General features: G+C 68.6%; 29 protein-coding genes, 1 tRNA gene and 1 pseudogene. 16 read left to right on the top strand and 15 right to left on the bottom strand.

What is annotated here, in order from left to right; translation table 11 throughout:
- Positions 1-286: 286 nt before the first annotated feature.
- Positions 287-814, top strand: a complete 528-nt coding sequence (locus FLX07_RS03125) for a DUF4142 domain-containing protein (RefSeq protein WP_142567860.1) — start codon at positions 287-289, stop codon at positions 812-814.
- A 54-nt stretch (positions 815-868) separates the two neighbouring features.
- On the opposite strand, the gene FLX07_RS38255 is transcribed toward FLX07_RS03125, so the two are convergent.
- Positions 869-991, bottom strand: a complete 123-nt coding sequence (locus tag FLX07_RS38255; RefSeq protein WP_263407668.1) for a hypothetical protein — start codon at positions 989-991, stop codon at positions 869-871.
- A gap of 422 nt (positions 992-1,413) precedes the next feature.
- On the opposite strand from FLX07_RS38255, the gene FLX07_RS03120 reads away from it, so the two are divergent.
- A tRNA-Arg gene (locus FLX07_RS03120) sits at positions 1,414-1,486 on the top strand.
- 61 nt (positions 1,487-1,547) lie between these two features.
- Here FLX07_RS03120 and FLX07_RS03115 read toward each other — a convergent pair.
- Positions 1,548-2,747 carry a tyrosine-type recombinase/integrase gene (locus FLX07_RS03115; RefSeq protein WP_167748093.1) on the bottom strand — a complete coding sequence of 400 codons (1,200 nt, stop codon included), beginning with the start codon at positions 2,745-2,747 and terminating at the stop codon, positions 1,548-1,550.
- Between the two features lie 236 nt (positions 2,748-2,983).
- Here FLX07_RS03115 and FLX07_RS03110 point away from each other — a divergent pair, with 236 nt between their 5' ends.
- Together FLX07_RS03110 and FLX07_RS03105 are read left to right on the top strand one after the other, a co-directional pair.
- Complete coding sequence (locus tag FLX07_RS03110) at positions 2,984-3,304, top strand: hypothetical protein (RefSeq protein ID WP_142567858.1); 321 nt, start codon at positions 2,984-2,986, stop codon at positions 3,302-3,304.
- A gap of 213 nt (positions 3,305-3,517) precedes the next feature.
- Positions 3,518-3,982, top strand: coding sequence for a hypothetical protein (locus FLX07_RS03105; RefSeq protein WP_142567857.1), 465 nt, complete (start codon positions 3,518-3,520; stop codon positions 3,980-3,982).
- A gap of 186 nt (positions 3,983-4,168) precedes the next feature.
- Here FLX07_RS03105 and FLX07_RS03100 read toward each other — a convergent pair whose 3' ends face one another.
- Entirely contained in the window at positions 4,169-4,690 is a 522-nt protein-coding gene (locus FLX07_RS03100) for a hypothetical protein (RefSeq protein WP_142567856.1), read from the bottom strand.
- A 236-nt stretch (positions 4,691-4,926) separates the two neighbouring features.
- Complete coding sequence (locus FLX07_RS03095; RefSeq protein WP_208762043.1) at positions 4,927-5,301, bottom strand: hypothetical protein; 375 nt, start codon at positions 5,299-5,301, stop codon at positions 4,927-4,929.
- 514 nt (positions 5,302-5,815) lie between these two features.
- Between FLX07_RS03095 and FLX07_RS03090 the strand changes: the two genes are divergently transcribed.
- The gene (locus FLX07_RS03090; RefSeq protein WP_142567855.1) at positions 5,816-6,547 is read left to right on the top strand and encodes a DUF6461 domain-containing protein; all 732 of its coding nucleotides are present in this window, start codon (positions 5,816-5,818) and stop codon (positions 6,545-6,547) included.
- Between the two features lie 139 nt (positions 6,548-6,686).
- Positions 6,687-7,487, top strand: coding sequence for an alpha/beta fold hydrolase (locus FLX07_RS03085; protein WP_142567854.1), 801 nt, complete (start codon positions 6,687-6,689; stop codon positions 7,485-7,487).
- A gap of 36 nt (positions 7,488-7,523) precedes the next feature.
- Here the strand turns inward: FLX07_RS03085 and FLX07_RS03080 are convergent, their stop codons facing one another.
- From FLX07_RS03080 to FLX07_RS36260, 3 genes are all read right to left on the bottom strand, one after another.
- Positions 7,524-7,763 (bottom strand): hypothetical protein, encoded by a 240-nt coding sequence (locus FLX07_RS03080; protein ID WP_142567853.1) that lies wholly within the window; start codon positions 7,761-7,763, stop codon positions 7,524-7,526.
- Positions 7,764-7,852: 89 nt separating this feature from the next.
- Complete coding sequence (locus tag FLX07_RS03075) at positions 7,853-8,365, bottom strand: SMI1/KNR4 family protein (RefSeq protein ID WP_167748092.1); 513 nt, start codon at positions 8,363-8,365, stop codon at positions 7,853-7,855.
- A 154-nt stretch (positions 8,366-8,519) separates the two neighbouring features.
- Entirely contained in the window at positions 8,520-8,663 is a 144-nt protein-coding gene (locus FLX07_RS36260) for a hypothetical protein (RefSeq protein ID WP_167748091.1), read from the bottom strand.
- A gap of 271 nt (positions 8,664-8,934) precedes the next feature.
- Here FLX07_RS36260 and FLX07_RS03070 point away from each other — a divergent pair, with 271 nt between their 5' ends.
- Genes FLX07_RS03070 through FLX07_RS03060 form a run of 3 tightly spaced genes read left to right on the top strand, consistent with a single transcriptional unit; the run spans position 8,935 to position 11,869 of the window.
- The gene (locus FLX07_RS03070) at positions 8,935-9,780 is read left to right on the top strand and encodes a peptidoglycan-binding domain-containing protein (protein ID WP_142567851.1); all 846 of its coding nucleotides are present in this window, start codon (positions 8,935-8,937) and stop codon (positions 9,778-9,780) included.
- A 42-nt stretch (positions 9,781-9,822) separates the two neighbouring features.
- Positions 9,823-10,719 carry a peptidase inhibitor family I36 protein gene (locus FLX07_RS03065; RefSeq protein WP_142567850.1) on the top strand — a complete coding sequence of 299 codons (897 nt, stop codon included), beginning with the start codon at positions 9,823-9,825 and terminating at the stop codon, positions 10,717-10,719.
- 34 nt (positions 10,720-10,753) lie between these two features.
- Positions 10,754-11,869 (top strand): SpoIID/LytB domain-containing protein, encoded by a 1,116-nt coding sequence (locus FLX07_RS03060; protein WP_142567849.1) that lies wholly within the window; start codon positions 10,754-10,756, stop codon positions 11,867-11,869.
- A gap of 62 nt (positions 11,870-11,931) precedes the next feature.
- Here the strand turns inward: FLX07_RS03060 and FLX07_RS03055 are convergent, their stop codons facing one another.
- Positions 11,932-13,053 (bottom strand): NBR1-Ig-like domain-containing protein, encoded by a 1,122-nt coding sequence (locus FLX07_RS03055; protein ID WP_223853028.1) that lies wholly within the window; start codon positions 13,051-13,053, stop codon positions 11,932-11,934.
- A 181-nt stretch (positions 13,054-13,234) separates the two neighbouring features.
- Between FLX07_RS03055 and cpt the strand changes: the two genes are divergently transcribed.
- Entirely contained in the window at positions 13,235-13,771 is a 537-nt protein-coding gene (gene cpt / locus FLX07_RS03050) for a chloramphenicol phosphotransferase CPT (RefSeq protein WP_142567847.1), read from the top strand.
- 434 nt (positions 13,772-14,205) lie between these two features.
- Here cpt and FLX07_RS38790 read toward each other — a convergent pair whose 3' ends face one another.
- On the bottom strand, positions 14,206-14,358 hold the full coding sequence (locus FLX07_RS38790) for a X2-like carbohydrate binding domain-containing protein (protein WP_373292444.1): 153 nt from the start codon (positions 14,356-14,358) through the stop codon (positions 14,206-14,208).
- Positions 14,359-14,375: 17 nt separating this feature from the next.
- Between FLX07_RS38790 and FLX07_RS37445 the strand changes: the two are divergent.
- Positions 14,376-14,591, top strand: a pseudogene (locus tag FLX07_RS37445) (LacI family transcriptional regulator); the annotation flags it as partial.
- Positions 14,592-14,608: 17 nt separating this feature from the next.
- Positions 14,609-14,740, top strand: coding sequence for a hypothetical protein (locus FLX07_RS38250; RefSeq protein WP_263407593.1), 132 nt, complete (start codon positions 14,609-14,611; stop codon positions 14,738-14,740).
- A 46-nt stretch (positions 14,741-14,786) separates the two neighbouring features.
- Here FLX07_RS38250 and trpD read toward each other — a convergent pair whose 3' ends face one another.
- Positions 14,787-15,839, bottom strand: coding sequence for an anthranilate phosphoribosyltransferase (trpD, locus tag FLX07_RS03040; RefSeq protein ID WP_142567846.1), 1,053 nt, complete (start codon positions 15,837-15,839; stop codon positions 14,787-14,789).
- A 165-nt stretch (positions 15,840-16,004) separates the two neighbouring features.
- Here trpD and FLX07_RS03035 point away from each other — a divergent pair, with 165 nt between their 5' ends.
- Both FLX07_RS03035 and FLX07_RS03030 read left to right on the top strand, forming a co-directional pair.
- Positions 16,005-17,039 carry a zinc-binding dehydrogenase gene (locus FLX07_RS03035; RefSeq protein WP_142567845.1) on the top strand — a complete coding sequence of 345 codons (1,035 nt, stop codon included), beginning with the start codon at positions 16,005-16,007 and terminating at the stop codon, positions 17,037-17,039.
- 73 nt (positions 17,040-17,112) lie between these two features.
- Positions 17,113-17,616, top strand: coding sequence for a nucleotidyltransferase domain-containing protein (locus FLX07_RS03030; RefSeq protein ID WP_142567844.1), 504 nt, complete (start codon positions 17,113-17,115; stop codon positions 17,614-17,616).
- Positions 17,617-17,633: 17 nt separating this feature from the next.
- Here the strand turns inward: FLX07_RS03030 and FLX07_RS03025 are convergent, their stop codons facing one another.
- The gene (locus FLX07_RS03025; RefSeq protein ID WP_142567843.1) at positions 17,634-18,335 is read right to left on the bottom strand and encodes a helix-turn-helix domain-containing protein; all 702 of its coding nucleotides are present in this window, start codon (positions 18,333-18,335) and stop codon (positions 17,634-17,636) included.
- A 122-nt stretch (positions 18,336-18,457) separates the two neighbouring features.
- A complete protein-coding gene (locus FLX07_RS03020) occupies positions 18,458-18,910 on the bottom strand; it encodes an Lrp/AsnC family transcriptional regulator (protein ID WP_142567842.1) in 453 nt (150 codons plus the stop codon).
- Positions 18,911-19,019: 109 nt separating this feature from the next.
- Between FLX07_RS03020 and FLX07_RS03015 the strand changes: the two genes are divergently transcribed.
- Together FLX07_RS03015 and FLX07_RS38245 are read left to right on the top strand one after the other, a co-directional pair.
- Complete coding sequence (locus FLX07_RS03015) at positions 19,020-19,496, top strand: DUF2000 domain-containing protein (protein ID WP_223852902.1); 477 nt, start codon at positions 19,020-19,022, stop codon at positions 19,494-19,496.
- 480 nt (positions 19,497-19,976) lie between these two features.
- Positions 19,977-21,407, top strand: coding sequence for a pectinesterase family protein (locus FLX07_RS38245; protein ID WP_208762042.1), 1,431 nt, complete (start codon positions 19,977-19,979; stop codon positions 21,405-21,407).
- Positions 21,408-21,474: 67 nt separating this feature from the next.
- Here FLX07_RS38245 and FLX07_RS03005 read toward each other — a convergent pair whose 3' ends face one another.
- From FLX07_RS03005 to FLX07_RS02995, 3 genes are all read right to left on the bottom strand, one after another.
- Positions 21,475-21,870, bottom strand: coding sequence for an ACT domain-containing protein (locus FLX07_RS03005; RefSeq protein ID WP_142567841.1), 396 nt, complete (start codon positions 21,868-21,870; stop codon positions 21,475-21,477).
- Between the two features lie 100 nt (positions 21,871-21,970).
- Positions 21,971-22,624, bottom strand: a complete 654-nt coding sequence (locus tag FLX07_RS03000; protein WP_142567840.1) for a DUF6461 domain-containing protein — start codon at positions 22,622-22,624, stop codon at positions 21,971-21,973.
- Between the two features lie 187 nt (positions 22,625-22,811).
- Entirely contained in the window at positions 22,812-24,476 is a 1,665-nt protein-coding gene (locus FLX07_RS02995; protein ID WP_142567839.1) for a sensor histidine kinase, read from the bottom strand.

Below are 24,476 nucleotides of genomic sequence, written 5' to 3'. Positions count from 1 at the left end.
GGGGTGAGCTTCGTTTTTCTATAGGTCGATCCAGGATTGACGCTTGAGCGCAGCCCCAAACGGTACGTACGCGCCGGGCCCGGCGACGAAGGCCGGCCACGTGCCGGAGCGGGTGGGGCCGTTCCGAAGAAGTTCGTGGTCGGGCTACGTGAAGGTTGTCGGCCCATGACGGATTGAGCCGTACCCGAGGCGCGTTGGTGGGTATGAGGCATTTGAAGCGTTATGCCCGGATGGTCGAGGCCGATCAGCCGGTGCTCGGCCGTCCGGTGAAGGATCGGGGGATCTGATGCTGAGATGGCTCATCGTGCTGGTGGCGGCCCTCGCGGCGGCCCTGGTCGCGGCGCTGTCAGGGGTCACCGCAGGGTACGCGGCGCCACCGCATGTCAGTGACCAGGACAAGGCATTCCTGATCGGTGCGCACCAGGACAACCTCGCGGAGATCCAGGGCGGGCAGCTCGCCGAACGGCAGGCCGGCAAGCAATCGGTGAGAGACGCCGGCAAGAAGTTCGTGGAGGACCACACCTCCCTCGACGAGCAGCTCAAGCGGGTGGCCGAGAAGCTGAGCGTGGACCTGCCGAGCCGGCCGAGCGAGGAGCAACAGGCCGAACTGCGACGGTTCGCCGCCAAGGGCGGCACCGAGTTCGACCGCGCGTGGATCGACGCGCAGGTCAAGGACCACCGCGACACCCTGAACTTCCTGGACAAGGAAATCTCGACCGGTTCTTCCCCGGATGTGAAGAACCTGGCCCATGACGCCAAGCCGGTGGTCCGGGAGCATCTCAACCTGGTCGAGAGCATTCAGAGCGGCGAGTGACGACCGGTGCCGGCCGGGGCTGGTCTCCGGCCGGCACGTCCCCTCCCAGCGGGCTCACCCGAGCAGCTTGACCAGCAGCAGGATGATGAGCGCCCAGAAGACGAGACCCGCGGCCACGACCGCGATGAGCCCGCGGAGTCGATACCGTTTGCCGGGTGGGCCGGGTCGCTCGTCCACGTCTCCTCCACGTCGGGGTGTGTTCCGGCGTGCACCCCGCGTTGTGCTGATACCCCGCAAGCCATGACTCGTCCGTCACCCACGGTGACGTACATCTTGCCGTTGGTGGTAAAGCTCGCTCGCCCCCCGATGGAACCAGTGTGGACGGCGGCGCGCTTCGAGTCCCCCGATTCGGCCGGTCCCGGGTTCGCATGAACAGGTGCGGTCATGCGGATCCTCACGAACCTCGCCGAACTCAAGGCGAGCCTAGAGCGAGCATCTCGGGTACGGCGACTGGCGAGAGGCCGGTCGGTTCGCCCTCCCGCCGTGCTGAGGAGTCGGCCTGACCGGGGGCGGAACGACTCTCTATTGGCGCAAGCGGGGGTGACGGGTCTGGTAGAGTTACACCTGTTGCAGGGCACCGCAGGTGAACAGGCAGCAAAGCGGCCGTAGCTCAATGGATAGAGCATCTGACTACGGATCAGAAGGTTAGGGGTTCGAGTCCTCTCGGCCGCGCACATCACAGAAGGCCCGTGACCAGGGAAAATCTGGTGACGGGCCTTAGTGTTTTTCGGCTTCACGCGGTCTCTTCCGTGTCTGTGGGAGCCACCTTGGGAGCCACCCGTTTCGGTCGGCCCAATAGAGCGCTCGAAATGGCCTCCGTCGCCGCCTGTTTGTCGCCCTCCATGAGGTGCCCGTACACGTCCTTGGTGATCGCGATGCTCGCGTGCCCGAGGACGTCGGAGACGACGTGGAGAGGCGTCCCCTGGGCGAGCATCAGCGAGGCCCCCGAGTGCCGGAGCTCGTGTGGGTGCCAGTGCCCGAGCCCCGCCTTCTGAGCGAGCTTGGAGAACAGGTGCGAGAAGGTGTCCGGGTCGGACGGATTGCCGAATGCAGTGGGAAAGATCAGCCCGTGCTCGGTCCACTCCGCGTCGGCCTGGAGGCGTTCCGCGTTGTGCGCGCTCCTGTGACGCTTGATCGCGTCGACCAGTTCGGGAGTGAGGGAGAGGGTACGCCGTGACTTCTTGGTCTTCAGCTCGTTGATCACGAGCTTGGTCTTCCGGGCCGCATTCGAGTCCCGGTTCTTAATTCGCTTCACGGCATGGGTGACACGGAGAGTTCCGGCGTCCGGATCGAATCCGCTCCACATGAGCCCCAGCGCTTCGCCGCGACGCAGGCCGAACACGAGGGCCAGGAGGACGATCACGCCCATCCGGTGCTCTGCGACCTCCCGCTCTGCCTGCCCGAGGGCCTTGCGGAGTACAGCACGCATGATCCGGATGCTGTTGGCGCTGTAACCCTTCTCCCGCTTGGCCTGCCAGAGTGCATCGACGTGAGCGACCGTGAGGCCGGTCAGCTTGTGCCGGCCGAGGCCCGGCTTGAGGTGCAGCCGCACCGTGTCCTCGTAGTCGTCCAAGGTCGAACGGCTCACGTGGCCGGGCAACGTCGTCAGCCACCGATCGAGGAAGACCCCTACGGTGACCTTGTCGTCAGGCACGGGAAGGCCCTTGCCGAGACCCTCACGGATCTTGCGGATCTTCTCGGCGACCTCGGCCCGTGTCTTGCCCGACACCTTCTTCCGGACCCGCTTGCCGTCCGGCCCGTAGCCGAGCGAGATCGCCCCACGCCACCGATCGCCGTCCTTATCAAGGGCGGCGCTCCGCGCCGCCTCGCGGCCCTGCGCCCGCTCGGCGGCCGGGCATGCGGCCTGGGGGCCGGTCCCGTCCGCCAGCCTCGCGGGCCGCCCTCCGACTGGAACGCACCTACAAATAACCATTCCATCGGCTGAGCCGCGACCTGCAATGCCAGGTCGCCCCCGGTGCCGGTGCTGTAATGACAGTGAGCCCCTGTTCCTGGCACTCTGCCCGACCATGGGAGTCTTCTTCGACTACTTCAGGGCAGCCACGGACGACGAAGCTGCAGACGTCTACGACTGGCCAGCAGGTCCCACCTGCCCGCCCCCCCCGCATAGAGCCAAAAGACAGCGTCGAACTCAAGAACATCGACCCGCACGTGATGATGGGAACCCTGGAAGCACTGCTCACCGGCAGCCGATACGAGGACATCACCACACGGCCCAGACACGCCGCCACGCTGAAATTCAGCGACGACGGAGCACAGGGAGTCCTGACCGTCACCGACGAGTTCACCTCAGCACTCGCCACCACCACCGACGACCAGATCCGCGCCGTAGCACACCCCTGGTCGCAGACAGAGGAGTTCTGGGGCCTCGCAGACCCGGCCGACCTCACCGAGCTACTCCAAGACCTACGCGACCTGGCAGTACGAGCCACCCAGCACCAACACCACCTGTACTGCTGGACATCTCTCTGACGCCACAGCAGATGCAGCCTACGAACGCCTCCGGCGGGATCACCAAGGGCCTGCCCATCGTGGCCGGCCGTAGCTGGCTGAGGTAGGGGACCTGATCACCCCGCCCGCCATCGACCCGGCGGCCTTGGCCCGCTTCCCCTTCGGGCGGGTCGACGGCACACGGGGTGATCAGGCAGGCGGAGGCTTGCGCGCCGCGCATGAGAAAGTGACCTCGTGGTCGACGATCCTTCCACCCTCATCAACTACTGGCTCAGCGTCTGGGAGCTGAACAGCTTCTACGCCCATCAACCCGAGCAGGGCGAAGGACAGCGAGTGTGGGCAGAGACGGCCATGTATGCGATTGGCAGAGCCGAGGCTGCAGGTCTAGATACGACCAGCGCCAATGCAAGCCGCTTCTACCTGCGCGCAGGTTTGATCAACGACCTCGGCCCCATGGGCTCATCCCTGTGGAACCCCGACGCACTCGCCGCGGACATCCTGGCGGCCCTCCCTCTGCAACTGGAGCAAGCCACAGAGTGGGCCACTAACTGGCAACAGCGGCCTCGGACGGAGATCCTGGCCCTCCGCCGGTGCAAGAACCTGCTGGGGCCAGCCCAGTACATCCGGGACTATTTGTCGACGACGCCGACGGCGAGAAGGCTTGACCAGTGGCTGACGCTCCGAGAGCAACTTCCCTAGCTGATCGAACAGCAACGAATGCACTTGATCAGCATGCAATCAGCGTGCAATTAGACAGGGTGACGAGGGGCAACCACGGTCACTCATGACCCGCCTCACGTCCAGGTTAGCGCCCGTACGGGTCGTGATCCATGCATTCCCAAGCTGAAAATGCAGATCGTTCTATTCCACGCAAACTTGACTAGATCATTTAGGGTTCAGCCAATATTGAAAGGACGAACTCGTTGATTTGAGCACGGTGGGATCACGTGGCGGTTCAGGCCAGATCTGCAGGAAGTAGTGATCACCTACCTCGATCGCGATTTCTTCGTCCATGCCTCTGACGTGATATCGCAACCGATATGTTCCGGGACCGGCGGACAGCGGAGAAAGAGGATACGTCCCTCCTCCTCCCCACTCCTGCAGTGAAAGCCGGCCCGATAGGGACTCGTAGCTGATCTCGACGATGTCTTCGTAGCCATCAAGGTCAGCACCCGGATCCCGATCGGCAACAGCCACCGTGAACTCCACCGGTCCCCACTGAGGTCCCACAAACAGGAGGGCACTGCCTTTCTCCACTCGGATGATCCCCACAGGGTGGCCCGGCACGTCATCAAACTGGCCGTACGCGTCACACCCCTCATCCACGAGATAAACCTGGCCGTAATCCACCTCCACCTCCACATCCATCTGCTTTATCTGCACGGCAGGAGTCTTATCTCTGGTCATGGACGGAAAGCATAGACTCCGCTACCGACAAGATCGGCTATCAGAGGAAGCACAACCAGGCTGCCGTCAAGTGATGGACAATGAGCGGGTTTCCCGTGCCAGATGCGTGCCAGAACAGGCGGGGAACCACGGTCACTCACAGGGAATCACGGGGACTCGACGCGCCCTAGCCTGCAACCCTGTTTTCCCAGCTCAGCACGGCAAGGTCAGTAGCCTATTCTCAAGCTGACAGCGCATTACGCGGGGTAGTCGGTGTTCCATGGGTAGGCGAGGTGCTCGGGCGACACACCCCATGCCTGAAGCCGCACTACGAGCCCTGCTTCATCCTGAGCCAATGCCTGCTTGATCTCGCTGCTCCCCATGTCGTAGTCCCAGCTGTCGAGGTACTCGGCGACGAACTCACGATGCACAAGTCGGAAGGCGCGTCCCGCATCGCTTCGCGTCCATCCCTCCCGTCGAGCGGCGGCATCGGCCTCCGTCAGGATCGGGCGGATCTCGACCCATGCCCGGCACCCCGGCCGACTCGTCTCCACCTCGGCGACGAGGAGTCGGCCGAGCCGAAGCGCATTCAGCTTGTCCGAGGGAAGCGCCTCGGCAAGATCATCGGTCATCCAGCGCTCTCCAGCTACACCGTCAGTACACCTCTGATACCGCCGAGCCAGCAGATGTCCTACCCATCCTCCGGGAGCCGCCTTGGGAGCCACGCAAACGGACGATCATGAACCGAGCCGGACGGATCTGAACGGCCGGAGTCCCGTCGACCAGCATGGCGAACGACTCTGAACGATCCTGGAGGCCGTTCAGGGACCTATGGATCAGAAGGTTAGGGGGTTCGAGTCCTCTCGGCCGCGCCACATGAAGAAGGCCCTTGAACAGGCGATACGCCGTTCAGGGCCTTCTTGCTTTCCAGATCATCCCAGCTCGTTGCTAACACCCTTGCTAACAGGGTGGCTCCCTGGTGGCTCCCAACCGTTCTCGCGATGCCCTCTTCCGTGATGGAGCCGGGCCGCCGGCCGTTCCCGGCAGGCGCGTGATCGTGAGAGCCTCGGCGTGGCGTCGATCAAGGAGCTGCCGGGGATGTCTGCTTGAGTCGCCCCCGGAACGATGCACGGGCAGGGAGCGGGAATGCGGCAGTCGGAGCGCCTTTGGCATGTCGTCCGGTCCTATGGCATGGGCGAGTGGTTCATGGCCGCGTGGGTGGAGGGCTTGGAGGTGTGGGAGGCCGCCCGGCGTCTGGGGGTGTCGGTCGCGGATGTGGACGACTCGGTCGAGTGCACCTGGACCGATCTCCTGCGCGAGCGGTATTCCGACGGTGAGGGGGTCGTCTGGGCCGGTCGGCTGACGGCGGACTGGACGCAGATCATCCAGGTGCAGGGGTTCGAGTGCGAGCGGGCATTGCGGGAGCTGTCGTTCGGCGGGCGGGCGCTGCTGGTGGGCTGGGATCTGAACGGGCCGCGTGATCTCGAATACGCGGTCAACGGTGAGTACGTCACTGGACTCAGCGTCACCGTCCCCGGCAAGCGCTGGGGAAGCGACCCGCAGGCGCTCGATCCCTACCTGCAGGGGTTGCAGTTCGACTGGGGCGACTCCAGTTGGGAGGACGACCCTGATCTGCCGGCGGGATGGCTGGAGTACTGCGCGTGGGAGGAGGCCCGCCTGGAGAGCGGGGAGGACTACGGAGAGGCGGAAATCCCCGACGAGTGGCAGGACTTCATCGGACTCGCCTGCAACGGGTACAGCCCGCCCCTGGCGACCTGCCTCACCTCTGCCCTGGCGCTTGTCGGCCGGGTGACGGGCCGGGAGATCGACAGGGAGTGGATGTACGGGGCTCACACCCGCTACGTGATCCGCGAGTGACATGACGGCTGCTAAGCGACCCGCGATTCTCCGGCCTGACCAAAGAGGAAGGCGGGCTGTCAGCGGTTGGTGTGCCCATGGTCAGCGGGCGCGGACAGAGTGCTGTTCATCGAGACAGACACCTGACGGAGGTTCGATCATGAACGGCACCGGCGTCACCGCGATCCGCGGCGAGCTCCACATCGACGGCCGCCGACTGTCCTACCTGGACTTCGGTGGACCGGGCCGGCCGCTGCTGGCCCTGCACGGTCACCTCTACGAGGGCCAGACCTGGGCGCAGCTGGCCCAGGGACTAGCGCCGCAGTGGCGGGTCATCGCACCTGACCAGCGCGGGCACGGCGACTCCGACCGGGCCGCCTCCTACACCCGCGACGACTACGTCGCCGACGCGATCGCCCTCCTGGACCACCTCGGGATCGAGGAGGCCGTGACCCTCGGCCACTCCGGCGGCGGCATCACCGCCTTCCAGATCGCCGCCCGGCACCCCGAGCGTGTGTCGGCCATCGTCAACGTCGAGGGCCCGGTCTGTGATCTCGACGATGGCCCCAGCGCACTGTCGTTCGTCCTGTCGATGCCCTACACCGCCCCCGACCGGCAGGCGCTCCTGGACGCCATTGGCCCGCTGGCCCCGATGCTCGGCGACAAGCTGCGCTCCACCGCCGACGGCGGCTGGCGTCTGCCGTTCCACCCGCAGGACACCATCACCTCAGAACAGGGAACGCACGGCGACCACTGGGCCGACTGGACCTCCACCGAGTGCCCCGCCCTGTTCGTACTGGCCCGCGACAGCCAGGTCATCACCCCCGAGGACGGCCGGGAGATCGTCGCCCGCCGCGCCAACACCGGGCTCGCCGAACTCCACGGCGACCACTTCGCCCACACCACCGACCCGGATGGCTTCGCCGCAGCCGTCAAAGACTTCCTGAACACCCTCAGCTGACCACCCGAAGACCGGCAGGGCCCTGCCGATCCCCGCTCACGGCGCAGCCCGTCCGCCGGCAATGCCGGTCCAGCGACCGCGGCCCGAGCCGAAGCGCTGGGGTCGGCCGGTCCGCCGATGACGCGCCTTGGCGTCGCGCGCAGAGGCGATGACGGCCGAACCTGTCCGCACCAGCAGCCACCGATCCTTGGCGGCGAGTCGGACGACCCGGCTCCCCACCGCAAGCTGCTTGGCCGTGCCAGCGCTGTCGTCGCCGGGCATGTCGATCCACGACATCGTCGGGACCCCGGGCAGGTTGGGCCTGCGGGAGAACCGCGGCGGGCGGCCCGGACCCGAGCCGGCGAAGCTCAACGACGAACGGGACGTCAGCTCGGGTATCGCAATCTCAGCTCGTCCATCGCGAGGTCCCAGAAGGACCTGTAGCGCTTGGCACCGGGGAGCCATGGCGCGAGATACCAGGCTTCCCACTCACCTTCAGCGGTGCTGACGTGGGGATTGAGGAGAACGGCTCCATCGTCCCAATATCCGATCAGAAGGGTGTCGGGCACATACTCCCCTCGGTAACGGATGGAGTCCTGCTCCGGTCCGTAGACGAAGTAGAGCTCGTCGGGCACGCTCCAGGAGTTATCCGGCTTGGGTGCTGACCAGCTCTCGGCGATCGGGGGATCGACATCGCGGAGCCAACCGACTTCTTCGATGCGCAGCAGGCGGCAGTCATCGTCGCTGCCCCACCCGTTGGCGAACAGGAGAAACTGCCGGTAACTCGGCGGCAGCTCCACACCCAGCCCCGCTTCAAGCTCGCGGACCTCGGCTTCGGTAGCCGGAGGGTACAGATCGCCCAGTGGACTGACCGCCGGGTGATCAGAACCCTTGGTCACGGGAGGCCCCGCAGGGAAGCGTTCATACCATGCGTATCGGGCACTCATTGTGAAGAACATCCCCGTTTCGAGTGGCTGCTGCACGTGCGGCACAAAGCCAGACGTGTAGCACAAAGCCAGACGTGCAGCACAAAGCTAGGCGTGTAGCACGAAGCTAGGCGCGGGTCGGGTTGCCGCCGGTCACGAGGGTTGTCTGCTGTACGGCGCGCAAGTGCAGCAGCGCCGTCACACAGGACCGGGCCACCTCGCACACCAGCACTTTGCTGACCAGCCAGACAAACCCTCGACCACGGTCCACGCCGCAGTCCACCGCAGGCGAAGCCCATTCCCACCGGCCCGAGCAACCTCACCGCGGCTGGACGCGTCCGCGTCGACCTGCCCGACCACCGCCCCGCGTCAGGCTGCGGGGCTCGCTCGCCCTGGGATCACCTGTCAGGCGGCGCGTACGCCTGTACGAGGCGCCTGCCGTACAGGCTGACAACACGATCTCCTTGAGGACAGCGTGAGCGATCCGAAACCGTGGATCTGCCGCAGGAATCACCTGCCGGCGTTCGTCACCAGGAGAAACGATGAAGCTGCCTCCATGCGCCGCCGCCCCCGTGGCGGCCGTCCTGCTCGCCTGCCTGACCGGAGTGTCCGGGACGTCGGCGGCACAGGCAGCCGACGCCGCCGCCCTTCCGAGCGTGGACATGGAGGCCACGGTCAAGGCGGCACAGATCGACCCGAGGAGGTCTGACGACACGCTGACCCCGGGCGCCAAGGCCGGCGTGCTCCTCGTCGAGCGGGCGCTGCGCGACCGGCACCTGCTCGACGCGAAGTGGGTGGACGGATACTTCGGCACCACGACGGTCGCCGCCCTCGCGAAGTTCCAGAGGTCGCTCGGCTTCACTGGTCTCGCCGCCAACGGCCTTCCGGGCAAGGTGTCGCTCACCAGGCTCGGAGCCGGCCGTTTCACGGTCACCCACGTCATCGGGCCGGGTCCCCGGGTGTCCGTCGGCGGTGCCGTCGTCGACACCCGTACGCAGAGCATGCTGGTCGAGGCGAAGCGGCTGCTCGGCCGCGATCTCGTGCTGTTGCAGGGGTCGTACAACCGGGGCGGCGACCCCACGTCCGCGGGCACCCACGACGGTGGCGGCGTCGTCGACATCTCGGTCAAGGGGATGGACTCCGCCACCCGCACCGCCGTCGTCCGTGCGTTGCGACGTGTCGGCTTCGCGGCATGGCTGCGCAACCCCGATCAGGACGACTGGCCGTGGCACATCCATGCCGCCGCCATCAACGACACCGACCTCTCCAGCCAGGCCCAGCACCAGATCGGTGACTACTACCTCGGCCTGAACGGGCTCGCCGGCCGTGGCCCGGACGACGGCCCGAAGGTGACCATCCGCACCTGGGAGGAGTACCAGGGCCGCTGACCATCCGAGAACCCAGGCCGCACAGACACGAAGGAGAACACCATGGGAACGCTCAACAAGATCCTCACCACGGCTGCCACCGCGACGGTGCTCGGCGGGATGGTGCTCGCCACCGCCTCGCCGGCCTCGGCGGCCACGCGCAACGGCGTGTGCGAGACCGGTGAGTTCTGTTACTACTTCAACAGCAACAACCAGGGATCGCTGTCCGACTTCACCGGGTCGGTCGGTGACTACGGCACCCGGCAGCCCTCCTGTTTCGACTTCAAGGGGCCCGGCGCCGGTAAGGGCAAGTGCGTCAAGAATGCCGCGGCCTCGGTCTGGAACCGTAGCGGCAAGACCGTACGCGTCTACTTCAACAGCAACTACGGCGGCAGCGTCTACCAGGACTTCGCACCCGGCGCCAGGGGCAACCTCAAGCCCGGCCTCAAGAACGAGAACGCCTCCCACCAGTTCGGCCCGTCGTCATCGGTGCGCGTCAACATGTCGTACGCGCTGTACAAGACCGGCGGCGGTCACATCAGCTGCGGCTTCGACGGTTACGTGCACACCTCCGGCCGGCATGAGGGCATCGACATCGCCCGCAGTGTGGATTCGGATGTCCACGCCCTGGTGAGCGGTCAGATCATCAACCTCGTGCGCGGGCGCAACGGCGGCTCGGGACTGTCCACGATCGCCGTCTACAACGCCTCGCTGAACAAGACGATCATCTACCTGCACTCCGCTCCGCTGTCCTCGCTGCGTGTGGGCCAGCAGATCTCACGCGGTCAGATCATCGCCGACGAGGCGTGGCACGGAGTGTCGTCCAAAGGGGCCGCCCACACCCACGTCGAGATGCGCCCTGGACGGCAGAAGCTGGCCGCCAAGAGCGTCGGCGACTCGACTCTGAGCAATCCGAACCCGACCTCGTTCTGGATCTCCCAGGGCTACAACGTCCGCTGACGCGCCGCGGTCTCTGATGGAGAGGAAGGCAACGGTGTTTCCACGAACTGCACGGCTGATCTCGCCTCTGGCCGCGGCGGCCGCCGCGCCGGTGCTCGGCAGGACGGTGCTCGGCAGGGCGATACTCGGCAGGGCGATACTCGGCAGGACGGCGCTCGGCAGGACGGCGCTCGGCAGGACGGCGCTCGGTAGGGCGGCGCTTGGCAGGGCGGCGCTCGGTAGGGCGGTGCTCGCCGCGACGGTGCTCAGCGGGATGATGCTCGGCGGGGTGGTGCTCGCCACCGCTTCGCCGGCCTCGGCGGCCACGCGCAACGGCGTGTGCGAGACCGGTGAGTTCTGTTACTACTTCAACAGCAACAACCAGGGATCGCTGTCCGACTTCACCGGGTCGGTCGGTGACTACGGCACCCGGCAGCCCTCCTGCTTCGACTTCAAGGGGCCCGGTGCGGGCAAGGGCAAGTGCGTCAAGAATGCCGCGGCCTCTGTCTGGAACCGTAGCGGCAAGACCGTACGCGTCTACTTCAACAGCAACTACGGCGGCAGCGTCTACCAGGACTTCGCACCCGGCGCCAGGGGCAACCTCAAGCCCGGCCTCAAGAACGAGAACGCCTCCCACCGGTCCCTGAGCTCCGCACCGCCGACCGGGTGCAAGACCGACGGCACGTACACCAAGCTGCCCACGACGATCCTCGTCTACCGGAAATCCCTCAATCGGGTGGATCGGGTGGATTTCAAGACCTACATCAAGAACGTCCTGCCCAACGAGTGGCGGTCGTACTGGCCGAGGGAGTCTCTCAGGGCCGGGGCGATCGCGGTCAAGCACTTCGGCTGGTACTGGGCGCTGAGGTCGGCGAGCAAGACGCCGAGCGGCCAGTGCTACGACGTCTCCGACAACACGTCCAGCCAGGTCTACAAGCCCGGCTCCGCGACGGCGGCGACGAACGCCGCGGTGGACGCGACATGGGGCATCCGGATGACGCGCGGCGGGAAGGTCTTCAAGGCCCAGTACTGCTCCACGACGACGGCGTGCCGCCACTGGGCTACCGGCGACTGGATGTCGCAGACCGGCTCCCGCGACAAGGCCGAGGCGGGCTGGAGCTACTCCAGAATCCTCAAGTACTACTACAAGGGGATCGCTCTCGGACTCTGAACCCCTGGCGATCGTCAGCCCCTGGTTCCCCGTCGTGTCATGCACGGCGGGGAACAGGTGTGTCAGCCGACGATGACCTGGAAGTTGAGTGGCCGGCCCCCGGGGAATGCGACCTGCCCCGAGCCCTCCATCATCTTGAACCGCACGTAGCACAAGCCCGGCTTCTTCGGCGTGGTGATGTCGGTGCGGATGTCGACCATCTCTCCGGGCCGCGTGTCCATGATCGGTACGTCGGAGACGGTCTGGCATTGATCGGGTTGCTGCGGGAGGTCGAGGCGATGTAACGAATATCCCCTCCACGGCACGGTCCCGGCGTTCTTGAGCCGCCACACCTTGGTCACGGTCTGGCGGGGGCCGACGCGCGTGCAGTCGGGCAACGTGATGTCTCCGATGAACTTCGCCGAATCACCCTCGTGCGCAGGCGGGCTCCACGGAGGGTTGGTGGGGTGCACCGGGCAGTCGGCTGCCGACAGCGAGGTCGTCGACGGGCTCCCGGACGCGTTCGCGCTGTGCCCGTCGGTCCCGGAGCCACGATTGACGGCGACCGCGACGAGGACCACTGCCGCCACGCCGACGGCCGCTACCGCGAGCGCGGCCACAGCCGGGCGGGCCGGCCGGAATCGCCCGCGACTCCCTGGCGCAGAGGGGATCGGCCGGACGTCGCCCGCGATCTCGCCGGGCGGTGGCGGCGGCGTGGGCAGAGATGCCGGGGTCTCACCAGCAGGCCGTAAGGCATGCGACCCGGTGGCGCTGTGCACGGTGGCGCTGTGCATATTGGCGCCGTCCACGGTGGCGTTGTGCACGTTGGCGTTGTGCACGGTGGCGTTGTGCACGGTGCGGCCTTCCGCGACGTCCGCGACGGAGGCTTCGAGTCCATCAGGCGGACGGGCCGCGAAGGCGCCCGCGCGGTTCGAAGGACCTGCGGCGCTCGATGACCTGACCGCCAAGTTGGCGCTGTCCCAGCGTTCGCGGTACGCGGCCGGGTCCGCGCCGCACGCCTTGACGAACTCGACGGTGGTCTCCCAGCTCGGAAGCCGGTTGCCTTTGGTGGCTTCGTGCAACGTCGTGTGTGAGATCGCCCCCGACCGGCCCGACATTTCTCGAAAAGGTGGGTTGCCGACCGTTTTGCGAAGTTCTCGCAGTGCCGCCGCGAAGTGCTCGATCGCCTCCGCCCGTGCACGCATGTCGTCCACCGGGTGAAGCTAACAGCGCTCACGGTAACCACTCAAGCTTATGGAGCATCTCGCCCCTCGCCCGGCGGCCTCCGGCGCCGTCAGCGGACGGCCCCGGAGACCATCGGCGGACGGTGGGATGGCCACCTGAAAATCGTTTGAGACGTACGCGGCCGCCCTCTAGCGTGACGCGGTGGCGACAAACGTGATTGTCCTCAACGGCGGCTCCAGTTCGGGCAAATCCGGGATCTCCCGGTGCTTGCAGGCGGTCCTGCCGGATCCGTGGCTTGCCCTATCGGTCGACACCATGGTCGAAGCGATGCCCGCCTCCATGCGGGCGTCGGATGCGGGGATCGAGTTCGCCCCCGACGGGCGGGTCCTTGTCGGGCCGGCATTCCTGACGCTGGATGCGGCGTGGACGGCGGGCATCGCCGCGATGGCCCGCACGGGCGCTCGGGTCATCGTGGACGACGTGTTCCTCGGCGGGGCGGCGTCCCAGCAACGCTGGCAGAAAGTCCTTGCCGGGCTGGAGGTGCTCTGGGTCGGGGTGAGGTGCGACAGCGCGGTCGCCACAGGACGAGAGATCGCCCGGGGCGACCGTGTCCGAGGGATGGCCGCGTTGCAGGCGGAGGTGGTTCACGAGGGCGTGGTCTACGACCTCGTGGTGGACACCACGCACACGGAGTCCCTGGTGTGCGCGCAGACCATCGCCACCCGGGTGCGCCGCTGACGCCGGCGTCCTTCGCAGTTCGGCGAACGACCGCTGCCGCCGATCGCCATAGGACTGCTCGGCGACCCGCCGAGCACGGCGATCGACGCTCGAACGTCTCCACGTCGCCCTGACCGCCGAACCCGGCGCAAACTGACCTCATGGTCGATCACCCTTCCGGATCCATCAACCACTGGCTCGCGGTGTGGGAGCTGAACAGTTTTTACGCTCGGCGGCCCAAGCAAGGAGACGGACGGCGAATGTGGGCGGAGACGGCCATGTACGCGCTCGCCAGAGCCGAGGACGCGGGCCTCGACGCCGTCGCCGCCAACCTGAACCGATTCCTCCTGCGCGCAGGGATGATCTCTGATCTGGGCCCCACGGGCTCGCCCCTCGTGAACCCCGATGCCCTCGCGGCGGACATCCTCGCAGCCCTAGATGGTGGCGTTCACGCCTTAGGACCGGTTCCCGGCCAGCCGGGTGAGGGCCGCCGCGGTGAGGGTCAGCGTGTTGGCGGAGACGGTGTAGTCAGCGCCGTTGGCGAGGTTGACACCGTTCTGCCGCAGGCCCGGGAACGAGGCGCCGTTGAGCGTGAGCGACTTGCTGATGATCGCTGCCGGACGGCGTGCCCTTCGTCGGCGCGACGAACTGCGCGGGTGGCCGGTCGGCCACGCGCCACCTGATCGAGCTTCGACACCGCCGGATTGCGATGATCGCCGGTCCGGACCGGGTCCTGTGCTGCCGGGCCAGGCTGGACGGGTATCGATCCGCCCTGGAGGCCGCCGGCCTTTCTGCCGACCCCGGCCTCGTCGTCCGCACCGACCTCACCAAGGAGGATGGGCGGACGGCTGCGCCGAGATGGCCGCGGCCGCCACCGAGCTGGCACTCGCCCTGGGACGGGGAGAGGAGATGCCGCAGGTGGGTGTCGAACTGGCCACCACCCTCACGGTCCGGGAGAGCACCTCCCCGCCGACCGGACCGTCTGAGTAGAGGTCCGGCTGGGTGGAAGGCCGGTCGGGCGGAAGGCCGGTCGGCGCTACCGGCCGGCCAGGGACGACGCGAGCTTCAGCCAGCTCTCGAGGATGGTGGCGGCGGCACCGCTGTCGAGGGCGCGGCGCGCGTCCTCCAGGCAGGTCGTGAAGGCGTCGCGCAGGCTCCCGCCGAATCCGCGGTGAGCGGCGAGGGCGCCGGCCGCGTTGGCGAGGACGGCGTCACGTGCGGCACCCGCTTCACCGGCCAGGACCCGGTGGACGACCGAGGCGTTGTAGGCCGCGTCACCGCCCCGGAGCGCGTCCTGCCCGCTGCGGGCCAGTCCGAAGTCGGCGGCGTCCAGCGTCTCCTGCCGGACGCCACCGCTCTCGGTGATCCAGACGCTCGTGGGCGCGGCGGTGGTGATCTCGTCGAGGCCGTCCTGCCCGCACACGACCAGGGCGCTCGCGCCCCGTTCCGCGAGGACGTTCGCCAGGACCGGGGCGAGGGCGCGGTTGGAGCAGCCGACGAGGGCGGCACGGGGACGGGCGGGGTTGGTCAGCGGCGCCAGGTAGTTGACGGCGGTGGGGACGCCGAGCGCCTTGCGCACCGGACCGGCGTAACGCAGCCCCTGGTGGAAGCGCGGGGCGAAGGTGAAGCCGATGCCGACGTCGCGCACGCACCGGGCGACGTCGTCAGGCGTGAGATCGAGCGGCAGGCCCAGGGCTTCCAGGACGTCGGCGGCACCGGCCTTGCTGGACGCCGAGCGGCCGCCGTGCTTGACGACCGGGGCGCCGGCGGCGGCCACGACGATCGCCGCCATGGTGCTCACGTTCACGGTGTGGGCGCCGTCTCCGCCGGTGCCGACGATGTCGACGACCTCCGCGCCGTCGACGGGCAGGGGCACGACCCGTTCCATGAGGGCGTCGAGCATGCCCCGGAGTTCCGCGGTGCTCTCACCCTTGGCCCGCAGGGCGACCAGGAACCCGGCGAGCTGGGCGGGGTCGGCCGCGTCGTCCATGACCTGCCGCATGGCCCATCGGGTGTCTTCCGCGTCGAGATCGTGCCCGCGCAGGAGCGTGGCGAGCAGGCGTGGCCAGGATCGGGACGGCTCGGTCATCAAGGTCCTCTCGGCATGGGCACGGCGGCCGCTCGGTGCTCCCAGCGTAGTGACCGGTATCGTCGGCCGTTGGCACGAACCCGACCTATCCCGACCTGCACGGATCCGCGAATGTCGGCCGTTCCCGGGTAGCGATGACACGAACGGGAGAAACGGAAGGCTGTCATGCGAGCGACCCTGATTTACGGCGCCGGCGACGTGCGCGTGGAGAACGTGCCCGACCCGGTGATCGAGCAGCCCACGGACGCCGTGGTGCGAGTGCTGCGGGCCTGTGTCTGCGGCAGCGACCTGTGGCCCTACCGGTCGCGGGCCGCCACGCGGCACGGCGACCGCATCGGTCACGAGTTCCTCGGCGTGGTCGAGGAGACCGGCTCCGAGGTGCACGGGCTGAAACGGGGCGATGTGGTGGTCGCGCCGTTCGTCTGGTCCGACAACACCTGCGACTTCTGCCTGGAGGGCCTGCAGACGTCGTGCCGGCACGGCGGGATGTGGGCCAGGAACGGCGTCGACGGCGGCCAGGGCGAGGCCGTGCGGGTGCCGCAGGCGCAGGGCACGCTGGTGAGGTTGCCGGTAGGCGAGGACTCGGCTCTCCTGCCGTCGCTGCTCACCCTGTCCGACGTGTTCCCGACCGGCTACCACTGCGCGGTCACGGCCGGCGTGAACGCGCGTACGACGGTGACCGTGATCGGCGACGGCGCGGTCGGCCTGTCGGCGGTGCTGTCGGCCCGGCGCCTGGGCGCCGAGCGGATCATCCTGATGGGACGGCACAAGGACCGCACCGACCTCGGCCGCGAGTTCGGCGCCACCGATGTGGTCGCGGAACGCGGTGAGGAGGGCGTCGAGAGGGTCAGGGAACTGACCGGCGGCGACGGCACCCACGCGGTGCTGGAGTGCGTCGGGCTGGAGCAGGCCATGGACACCGCCTTCGGGGTGGTCCGCGACGGCGGTGTGGTCGGCCGGGTCGGCGCCCCGCAGTACGAGAAGGTGTCGATGGGGTCCCGGGAGTTCATGAGGAACATCACCCTGACCGGCGGCGTCGCACCGGCCCGCGCCTACATCGAGGAACTCCTGCCCGACGTGCTCGACGGCACGATCGAGCCGGGCCGCGTGTTCGACCACACCGTGCACCTGGAGGAGGTGCCCGACGGCTACCGCGCCATGGCCGCCCGCCAGGCGCTGAAGGTGCTCATCACGCCCTGACCCGTCCCCGTGCCGTCCCCGGTTCCGCGGGGGTAGCGTGGCCCGAAGATCGAGTTGAGGGGGAGCGGGACCGGTGCTGCCGATCGGCGAGATGCTGCGGGTGCTGAACGCGCTGGAGGCAGCCGGATGCGAGGTCTGGGTCGCCGGTGGCTGGGGGATCGACGTTCTGATCGGACGCGTCACCCGGGAGCATCATGACCTCGACCTGCTCCACCGCGCCGAACAGGAGCCGCTGGTGATCGGCGAGCTGGAGTCGTCCGGGTACGCCGAGCGGCCCGGCGCGGTGCCCGGGCGGCCGGCCAGGTTCGTCATGACCGACGGCCGTGGGCACGAGCTCGATCTCCATCCGCTGCACATCGCCGGGGACGGCTCGGCCGTGCAGCACCTGGACGACCGCGGCGCGGCGTTCCACTACCCGGCCGCGGCCTTCGTCACGGGCACGATCGAGGGCGTGCGGGTGCGCTGCCTGTCCGTCGATCAGCAGGTCGCCTTCCACCAGGGCTACGATCCCCGCGACCGCGACCTGCGGGACATGGCGAGCCTGCGCGCGGCGTTCGGCGTCACCACGCACTTTTGACTGTGCCGGGGGAGCGGTCAGGTCGCGTACAGGAGTGACAGCGGCCGCGCCGGCTTCCGATCGCCCAACTGCGTGGCGGTGCGCCCGATGTAACGGCTCAAGGACCGGGCCAGGTGTGGTTGGTCGAAGTATCCGAGCCGGTGGATCACGTCGTGGACCGGCACGCCCTCCTGGATCAGGACCGCCGCACGCCTGGCGCGGTCGATCTGCCGGACCGCGCCGCGGGTGAGCCCGGTCGCCGCCAGGAAACGACGCTGCACGGTGCGTTCGGACACGTCCGGCGGCGCGCCGCTGAGCACCGCGGCGACGAGCGGGTCGCGCTCCACGACACCCGCACGCACCAGCCGTCGCACGAACGCCTCGGCGTTGTCCCAGTCGGGCAGGTGCCAGGTGGAACCCTTCAGCCAGAAAGACCTGGGCGTCGGGTCGGGAATCTCCGCGGACCCGTCCACGAGCCGGCCGAGGGGAAGATGGGGCATCGCGGTGCCGAGGGAGAAGCTGATCCCGAAGAACGTGGCGTCCTCGGGAACGGGGGCCTGGCTCGCCCTCGTCTCCGGTCCCTGGACAGAGGCGCTGACCTGGCCGCGATGCGTCCAGAAGACGAGATCCCAGTGGGCGGTCGCGACCGCCGTCATCTGTTCCACGTCATGGCTGCTGCTGCGCCAGACCCGCTCGATGTAGGGCGAGTCGGACGATCGGCTCTCGATGTCCAGGCCCATCCGGGCAGCTCCCCCCTGACTCACGGACCATGGTCCTGCGGCCGGTCCAGGCCGTTCACCCGGTCATGGTACGTCCCCTGACGACGGGCGAGATGTCCGAAGGCCAGGCCCCATGCCGCCTTTCAGGCCGGGTTGATCCGGGTGTTGTGGATGTGCTCGTAGACGATCGACGTGCGGACGTCCGCGACCTCGGGCCGTTCGGTGAGCCTGTCGATCACGAAGGCGTACAGGCTGGCGTTGTCCGGCACCGCCACGTGCACGATGAAGTCCTCCGTGCCGGTCGTCACGTAGACGCCCAGGGTGTCGGGGAGCGCGCTGACCCAGTTGCGGAAGCCCTCGATGTTGCGCCGTGATGGGGGACGCACGCGGATGGCGATGAGGGCCTGGACCGGGCGTCCGATCTCCGCCAGGTCGACGTCGAGGATCGCTCCCCGGATGACGCCGCGCTGACGGAGCGCCCGCGTGCGGTCGAGTGCCGTGGTCGGCGAGACCCCGACCGAGGCGGCGACGTCACGGTTGGTCTTCCGTGCATCCGACTGCAGTTCCGCCAGGATCGCCTTATCAAGTTCGTCCATGCCCGCCTCCACGCTCCTGATTCCGATACAAATACGGATTCCTTGCAGGTCAATCGTACGGGTGCCTAGCATCTACGGCATACGTCCGAACGCATGAACAGGAGGCAGGATGATGGCCGATGAACAGCCAACCTCGGATGTCGGGTTCGCCCCCGAGGAGATCGACCCGGCCCTCCCGACCCGGGCGGCCCGTCTGAAGTGGGTGATAGTGGTCGACCGCGACCTTCCCGCCGGCCGTGCTGTGAACGCCGCCGTCTGCGTGGCCGCGGCGACCTCGACGACGGTGACCGGGCTCCTCGGCGACGACGCGGTGGACGCCGACGGCGGCACTCACCCCGGCCTGCCGTGGGCGGGCTGCTCGGTGCTGGCCGCGGACGCCGCCACGCTGCGCGTCATCCGTGCCAAGGCCGCGTCGTCCGCCGGGTGCTTCGTGGCGGACATGCCCGCCGCGGCCCAGCGGACGCGGGTCTACGCCGACTACCTCGCCACGATGAAGGAGACCGCGGCCGACGACGTCGAGTACTGCGCGGTCGGCGTGGTCGGGCCGCGCAACCGGGTGGACAAGATCGTGGAAAACTGCCCCTGATGCCGTGACCCGGCTGTCGTCATCCGGTCTGCGTCATCCGGTCTGCGTGACCCGGTCTGCGTGACCCGGTCTGTCGTGATCCGGCCCGCGTCATCCGGCCTGCTGTGACCCGCCTCGCGTGACCCGCCCCACGTGATTTGGACTGCCGTGACCGGGGCTGTCGTGGCCCGGGCTGCCGGGATGGTGCCGGCGGGCGAAAGCTGTCGGCGGACGGCGCGGTGCGTCCTGACTTTCCGAGATTCCCCCTGAACGTTTCAGCCGGTCCCGGAGTCCCGTCCGTCGGTCTCGCGGTCCCTGTGCAAGTGGGAGTGGTCGTACGCGCAGCGGTGTTGCGGCGTGTCGTTGACCGGTGATTTGCGTGCTCGTAGCGTGATCCGCGACGTTCCTGTGGATGAACGTGGTTCAGGTGGATGAAACCCTTGTGGGGCCAGGAGCAAGTCCTCGGTCAGGGGCCCTGCACGACCTGCGAGGAGCTCGGGCGTGAAAAGCAGAACCACAACGGGCACCGGGATGATCAGCGCGCTCGCCGGAGTCGTCGCCCTGACCGGCCTGGCCACCGCCGGAACGGCACAGGCCGCGACCGGATGCGCCGTGACCTACACCACCAACGATTGGCCGGGCGGCTTCACCGCCGCCGTCACGATCCAGAATCTGGGCAACGCGATCAACGGCTGGACCCTCGGATTCACCTTCCCCGACAGCAGCCAGAAGGTGGACACCGGATGGTCGGCCACCTTCAGCCAAAGCGGACAGAACGTCACCGCCACGAACGTGGACTACAACGCCGCCATCGCCACCGGCACCTCGGTGTCCATCGGCTTCAACGGCACCTGGTCAGGATCCAACTCCCAGCCCGCCGCCTTCACCCTCAACGGCGTCACCTGCACCGGCACCACCACCAACCCGTCACCCACGCCGTCACCCACACCCTCGCCTTCCCCCACGCGCTCTCCCTCACCGTCGCCTTCGCCTTCGCCCACGCGCTCTCCCTCACCTTCGCCGTCGCCTTCCCCCACCAGCGGGAAACCCACAGTGGCCGCCGACGGGACCGGCACGTACCGGACCGTTCAGGCCGCGATCGACGCTGTGGCCTCGGGTAACTCCAGCCGGAAGGTGATCACGATCAAGCCGGGCACGTACCGGGAGATCGTCACGATCCCGGCGAACAAGCCGTACATCACTCTGCAGGGCCTGGGCTCGTCGCCCGGGGACGTCGTGATCGTCAACAGCCACTACGCCGGGGGGAACGGCGGCACCTTCAACAGCGCCACCGCGTTCGTGAGCGGCCACGACTCCGCCCTCACCAACCTGACGATCTCCAACGACTACGTGGAGGACGGCACGACCGTCAACCAGCAGGCCGTCGCGCTGAACCTCAACGCCGACCGGGCGGTCCTGTCGAACGTCCGCCTGCTCGGTGACCAGGACACTTTTTTGATCAACGACTCCGCCCGCACCTACGTCAAGAGCTCCTACATCGAGGGCACCGTCGACTTCATCTTCGGCGGCGGCACCGCGGTTCTCAACGACTGCGACATCTACGAGAAGCGCAGCAGCGGCGCCCCCATCACGGCCGCCAGGACCGACGCCGCCAAGACCTACGGCTTCCTCGTCTACCGGTCCCGCATCACCGGCGCGACCGGAAACACCACCCAGCTGGGGAGGCCCTGGGGCCCGAGCGCCCAGGTGCTCTACCGGGAGTCGTCACTCAGCTCGACCATCAAGACCTCCCAGCCCTGGACCGACATGTCCGGCAACTCCTGGAAGAACGCCCGCTTCTTCGAGTACAAGAACACCGGCGCCGGCGCCACGGTGAACTCCAACCGCCCGCAGATGAGCGACTCGCAGGCGGCCACCTACACCCCGCAGAAGTATCTGGCCGGATCCGACGGCTGGAACCCGATCGGCTGAGGCCCGGCCGGGACAGCTCCGGTTCGCATGCCGTCCGGGACACCCGGAGGACCGACCCCGTCGGGAACTACGAGCCGGGCGTGCGCAGGTGGCGGGTGTCCACCCGGTGTCCCGCCTCCTCCAGGACGGTGACCGCCTGCTCGATCCTCGGCTCCGGCACGAGGACCAGGTCGGCGTGGAACGTCGAGGCGACGAACACCGGGATCGCCGCCTCGGCCAAGGGGCCCACGATCGCCGCCAGCATGCCCGGGACGTCCAGTTGGTGTCCCGCGCCCCCGCCGTACAGACCGATCCACCGGTCGCCCGAGCCCGTCGGCCAGGTCTCGCGGATCACCGTGAGGCCCTCCGGGGCGCGGACGAGCGCGATCCAGTCGTCGTCTTCGGGGAATGTCGCCTGAGGCAGGTGCTGGACGGCGAACACGGACGGCACGATGCCGAGCTGCTGGGCGGCGGGTGAGGTCATGAAACGTGTGTAGCAGAGCCCCCCGACGGAATCGCCGCGCCAAGACGCGAAGACGCCAAGACGCGAAGACGCGAACGCGAAGACGCCAAGACGCCAAGACCTAGTCCTGGGACCACCCGGTGATGGAGGCGACCAGCAGCGGCCCGTCGAAGGAGTCCGGGGTGACGGTCACCCCCGTGATCCTGGCGGCGAGGGCGAACGCCCTGGGGAGCGCGTCGTCCCACCGCGTGTCCCAGGCCGCCTTGCCGGTCGTGGCGGTCGACGGCAGCCCGACCCTGCGCATCGGCTCCTTCAGCCGATCCGGGTCACTGCCCCAGCGGGTGACCGGCGCGTGCGGCGTGAAGGCGACGACGATCTCGCCGTCCACGGCGTAAAGGAAGCTGTGCTCGCCGTAGTCGTGGCGTCCAACGGCCACCGCCTCGCATCCCTGCGCGAGGCGTGCCAGGTTCTCGCCCCGCGCGGTGTGCCAGCCACACGGTTCGACCGCCATGCTCCACTCGCCGATCCGGGTGATGCCGACGTATCCACCGCCGTCGCCGCCGTCGGTCTCCTCGACGAACTCCGCGACCTCGTCGTCGAACTCGCCGAGAGTCATCGAGCGGACCGCCGCTCCGGAGGGCTCGAAACGGGCCGCGACATCGGCGGGCTCCACCTCGTGGAAGAACGACAGGGTGAAGACGTCGCCCAGCGGGTTGCGCACGTTGTCCGTCGCCGGGGCCGTCAGCCACCGGAAGGGGGCGAGGGGATCGGGCACCTGGGCTCCCATGGTCGTTTCGCGACATCGTGGCAGCCGCCGCCGACAAAACCGGGGCCGTCGCCGTTCGCCGCGTTCCTGTCCTCCGGCAGCACAACGCCGCCGATCGGCAGCGGGAGGCCGCCGATGCCGAGAGGATCGCGGCACGCTCTTGGAACCGGCTTGGATCTTGTTGAAACCCGCGTCGTCACGGGGTGGGCACGACGGCCTTCGAGACGAGCCGGTCGCGGGCGAAGCACAGGCGATAGGCGCGGGCCGAATCGGTCTTCATGGTGTAGTAGACGCAGTCCTGGCCCCGAGGCGGATCCGGAGTGCCGTCCGGCGGGCCGTCCCTGGTGAACACGGGAAGCCGGGACCGCACATCGTCGCGTGGTTCGCCGGCCTTCAGCCCCTCGTACGTCGCCGGGTCGAGGCCGGAGAACGACGAGCTGACGAAGCTCAGCGGGATCAGGAGCGCGAAGATCCCGGTCAGTACGGCCGCGGGAATCCCGGCCGCCTCCGCCAGCCGCCGCCGCACCCGCCGACGGGCGAGGTCCAGCTCCCGGGCCGCCGTGGTCTCGGACGTGCCGAGGCCGGCCGCTGTCCGCACCTGCTCGTGAGCCGCCCGGAGCCCGGTGACGGGCAGTTCGGCGACGACCTCGAAACCCCCGCCGGGAGCCGGGCCGGCCCGCAGGACGCCGCCCGCCAGGCGCACCCGTTCCGTCAGCCCGACGAGCCCGGAACCGCCCGAGGCCACGCCCGTCGAGGCTGCCTCCGGGGCGGGGTCGTTGACAACGCGGAGGGTGACGACGCCGTCGCTTGAGGCGAGCCGGACGCGTACGGTCGCGCCGGGAGCGTGCTTGGCGGCGTTCGTCAGGGCCTCCTGGAGCACGCGGCGCACGGCGAGCGCGGTCATCGGGGGCAGCCCGTCGATGTCGCCCCAATGGTCGCCCGGCTGGTCGCCCGGCTGGTCGCCCCGGTGGCCACCCGGCTGGTCGCCCGGCCGGTCGTCCCGGTGGTCGCCGTGCTGGTCGCCTGAGTGGTCGCCCGGGTGCTCGACGACGATCGGCACTCCGGAGTCGCGGGCGCGCTCGACGAGCGTTTCGACGCTCTCCTCACGCGGCGGCACGGCGGTGTTTTCGTCGTCGTCCGCACGCAGCACCCCGATGATCTCGCGCAGCCGTTCGGTCGCGGCCGCGGCGGCCTCACGCAGCTCGCGTACGGACGCCTGCTGGCGCGGGTCCAGGCCGGGGTCGAGCTCCAGGGCGCCGGCGCGCACCGCGAGGAGCGTCAGGTCGTGGCCGAGCGAGTCGTGCATGTCGCCCGCGATGCGCGCCCTCTCCCGCAGGCGGGCGCGGTCGGCGACGGCCCGCTGCTCGCGCTCCAGGCGGTCGGCGAGCAGCCAGCCCGTGCGGACCAGTTCGGCGTGCTGGCGGCGCCAGCGGCCGAGCAGCCAGGGCACCACCACCGCGAGCAGCAGCGTGATGAGCTGCGTGGGCCAGCCCCACAGGTCGCGCAGGACGAGCGCGGACAGCGGCAGCCCGGCGAGGGCGACGGCCGCGAAGAACCACAGCGCCGGACGGGCGGTCGCCATCCGATGCCCGGCCAGATAACCGAAGACCACCAGCGCGGCCCACGTCTCCGCCAGAGGGCCGAACATCTGCACGTCCAGGGCCAGGCTGACCGCCACCGGTACGGCGAGCGCCGCCAGCGGCCACCTGCGGCTCATCGCCGTGGCGGCCCCGAACAGCGGCACGGCCACGGCCGCCGCAAGCACCCGCCGGGCGTCGCCGTCGTCGAGGGCCAGGGCGACGGGCGGCGCGCACACTGACAGCCACAGCCCGAGGTCGAGCAGACGGGACGGCCGCACCAT

The sequence above is a fragment of the Microbispora bryophytorum genome (assembly GCF_006874465.1).
GTDB lineage: Bacteria > Actinomycetota > Actinomycetes > Streptosporangiales > Streptosporangiaceae > Microbispora > Microbispora bryophytorum.
The sequence above is the reverse complement of the archived record's forward strand: the minus strand, read 5'-3'. Positions and strand labels throughout refer to the sequence as shown.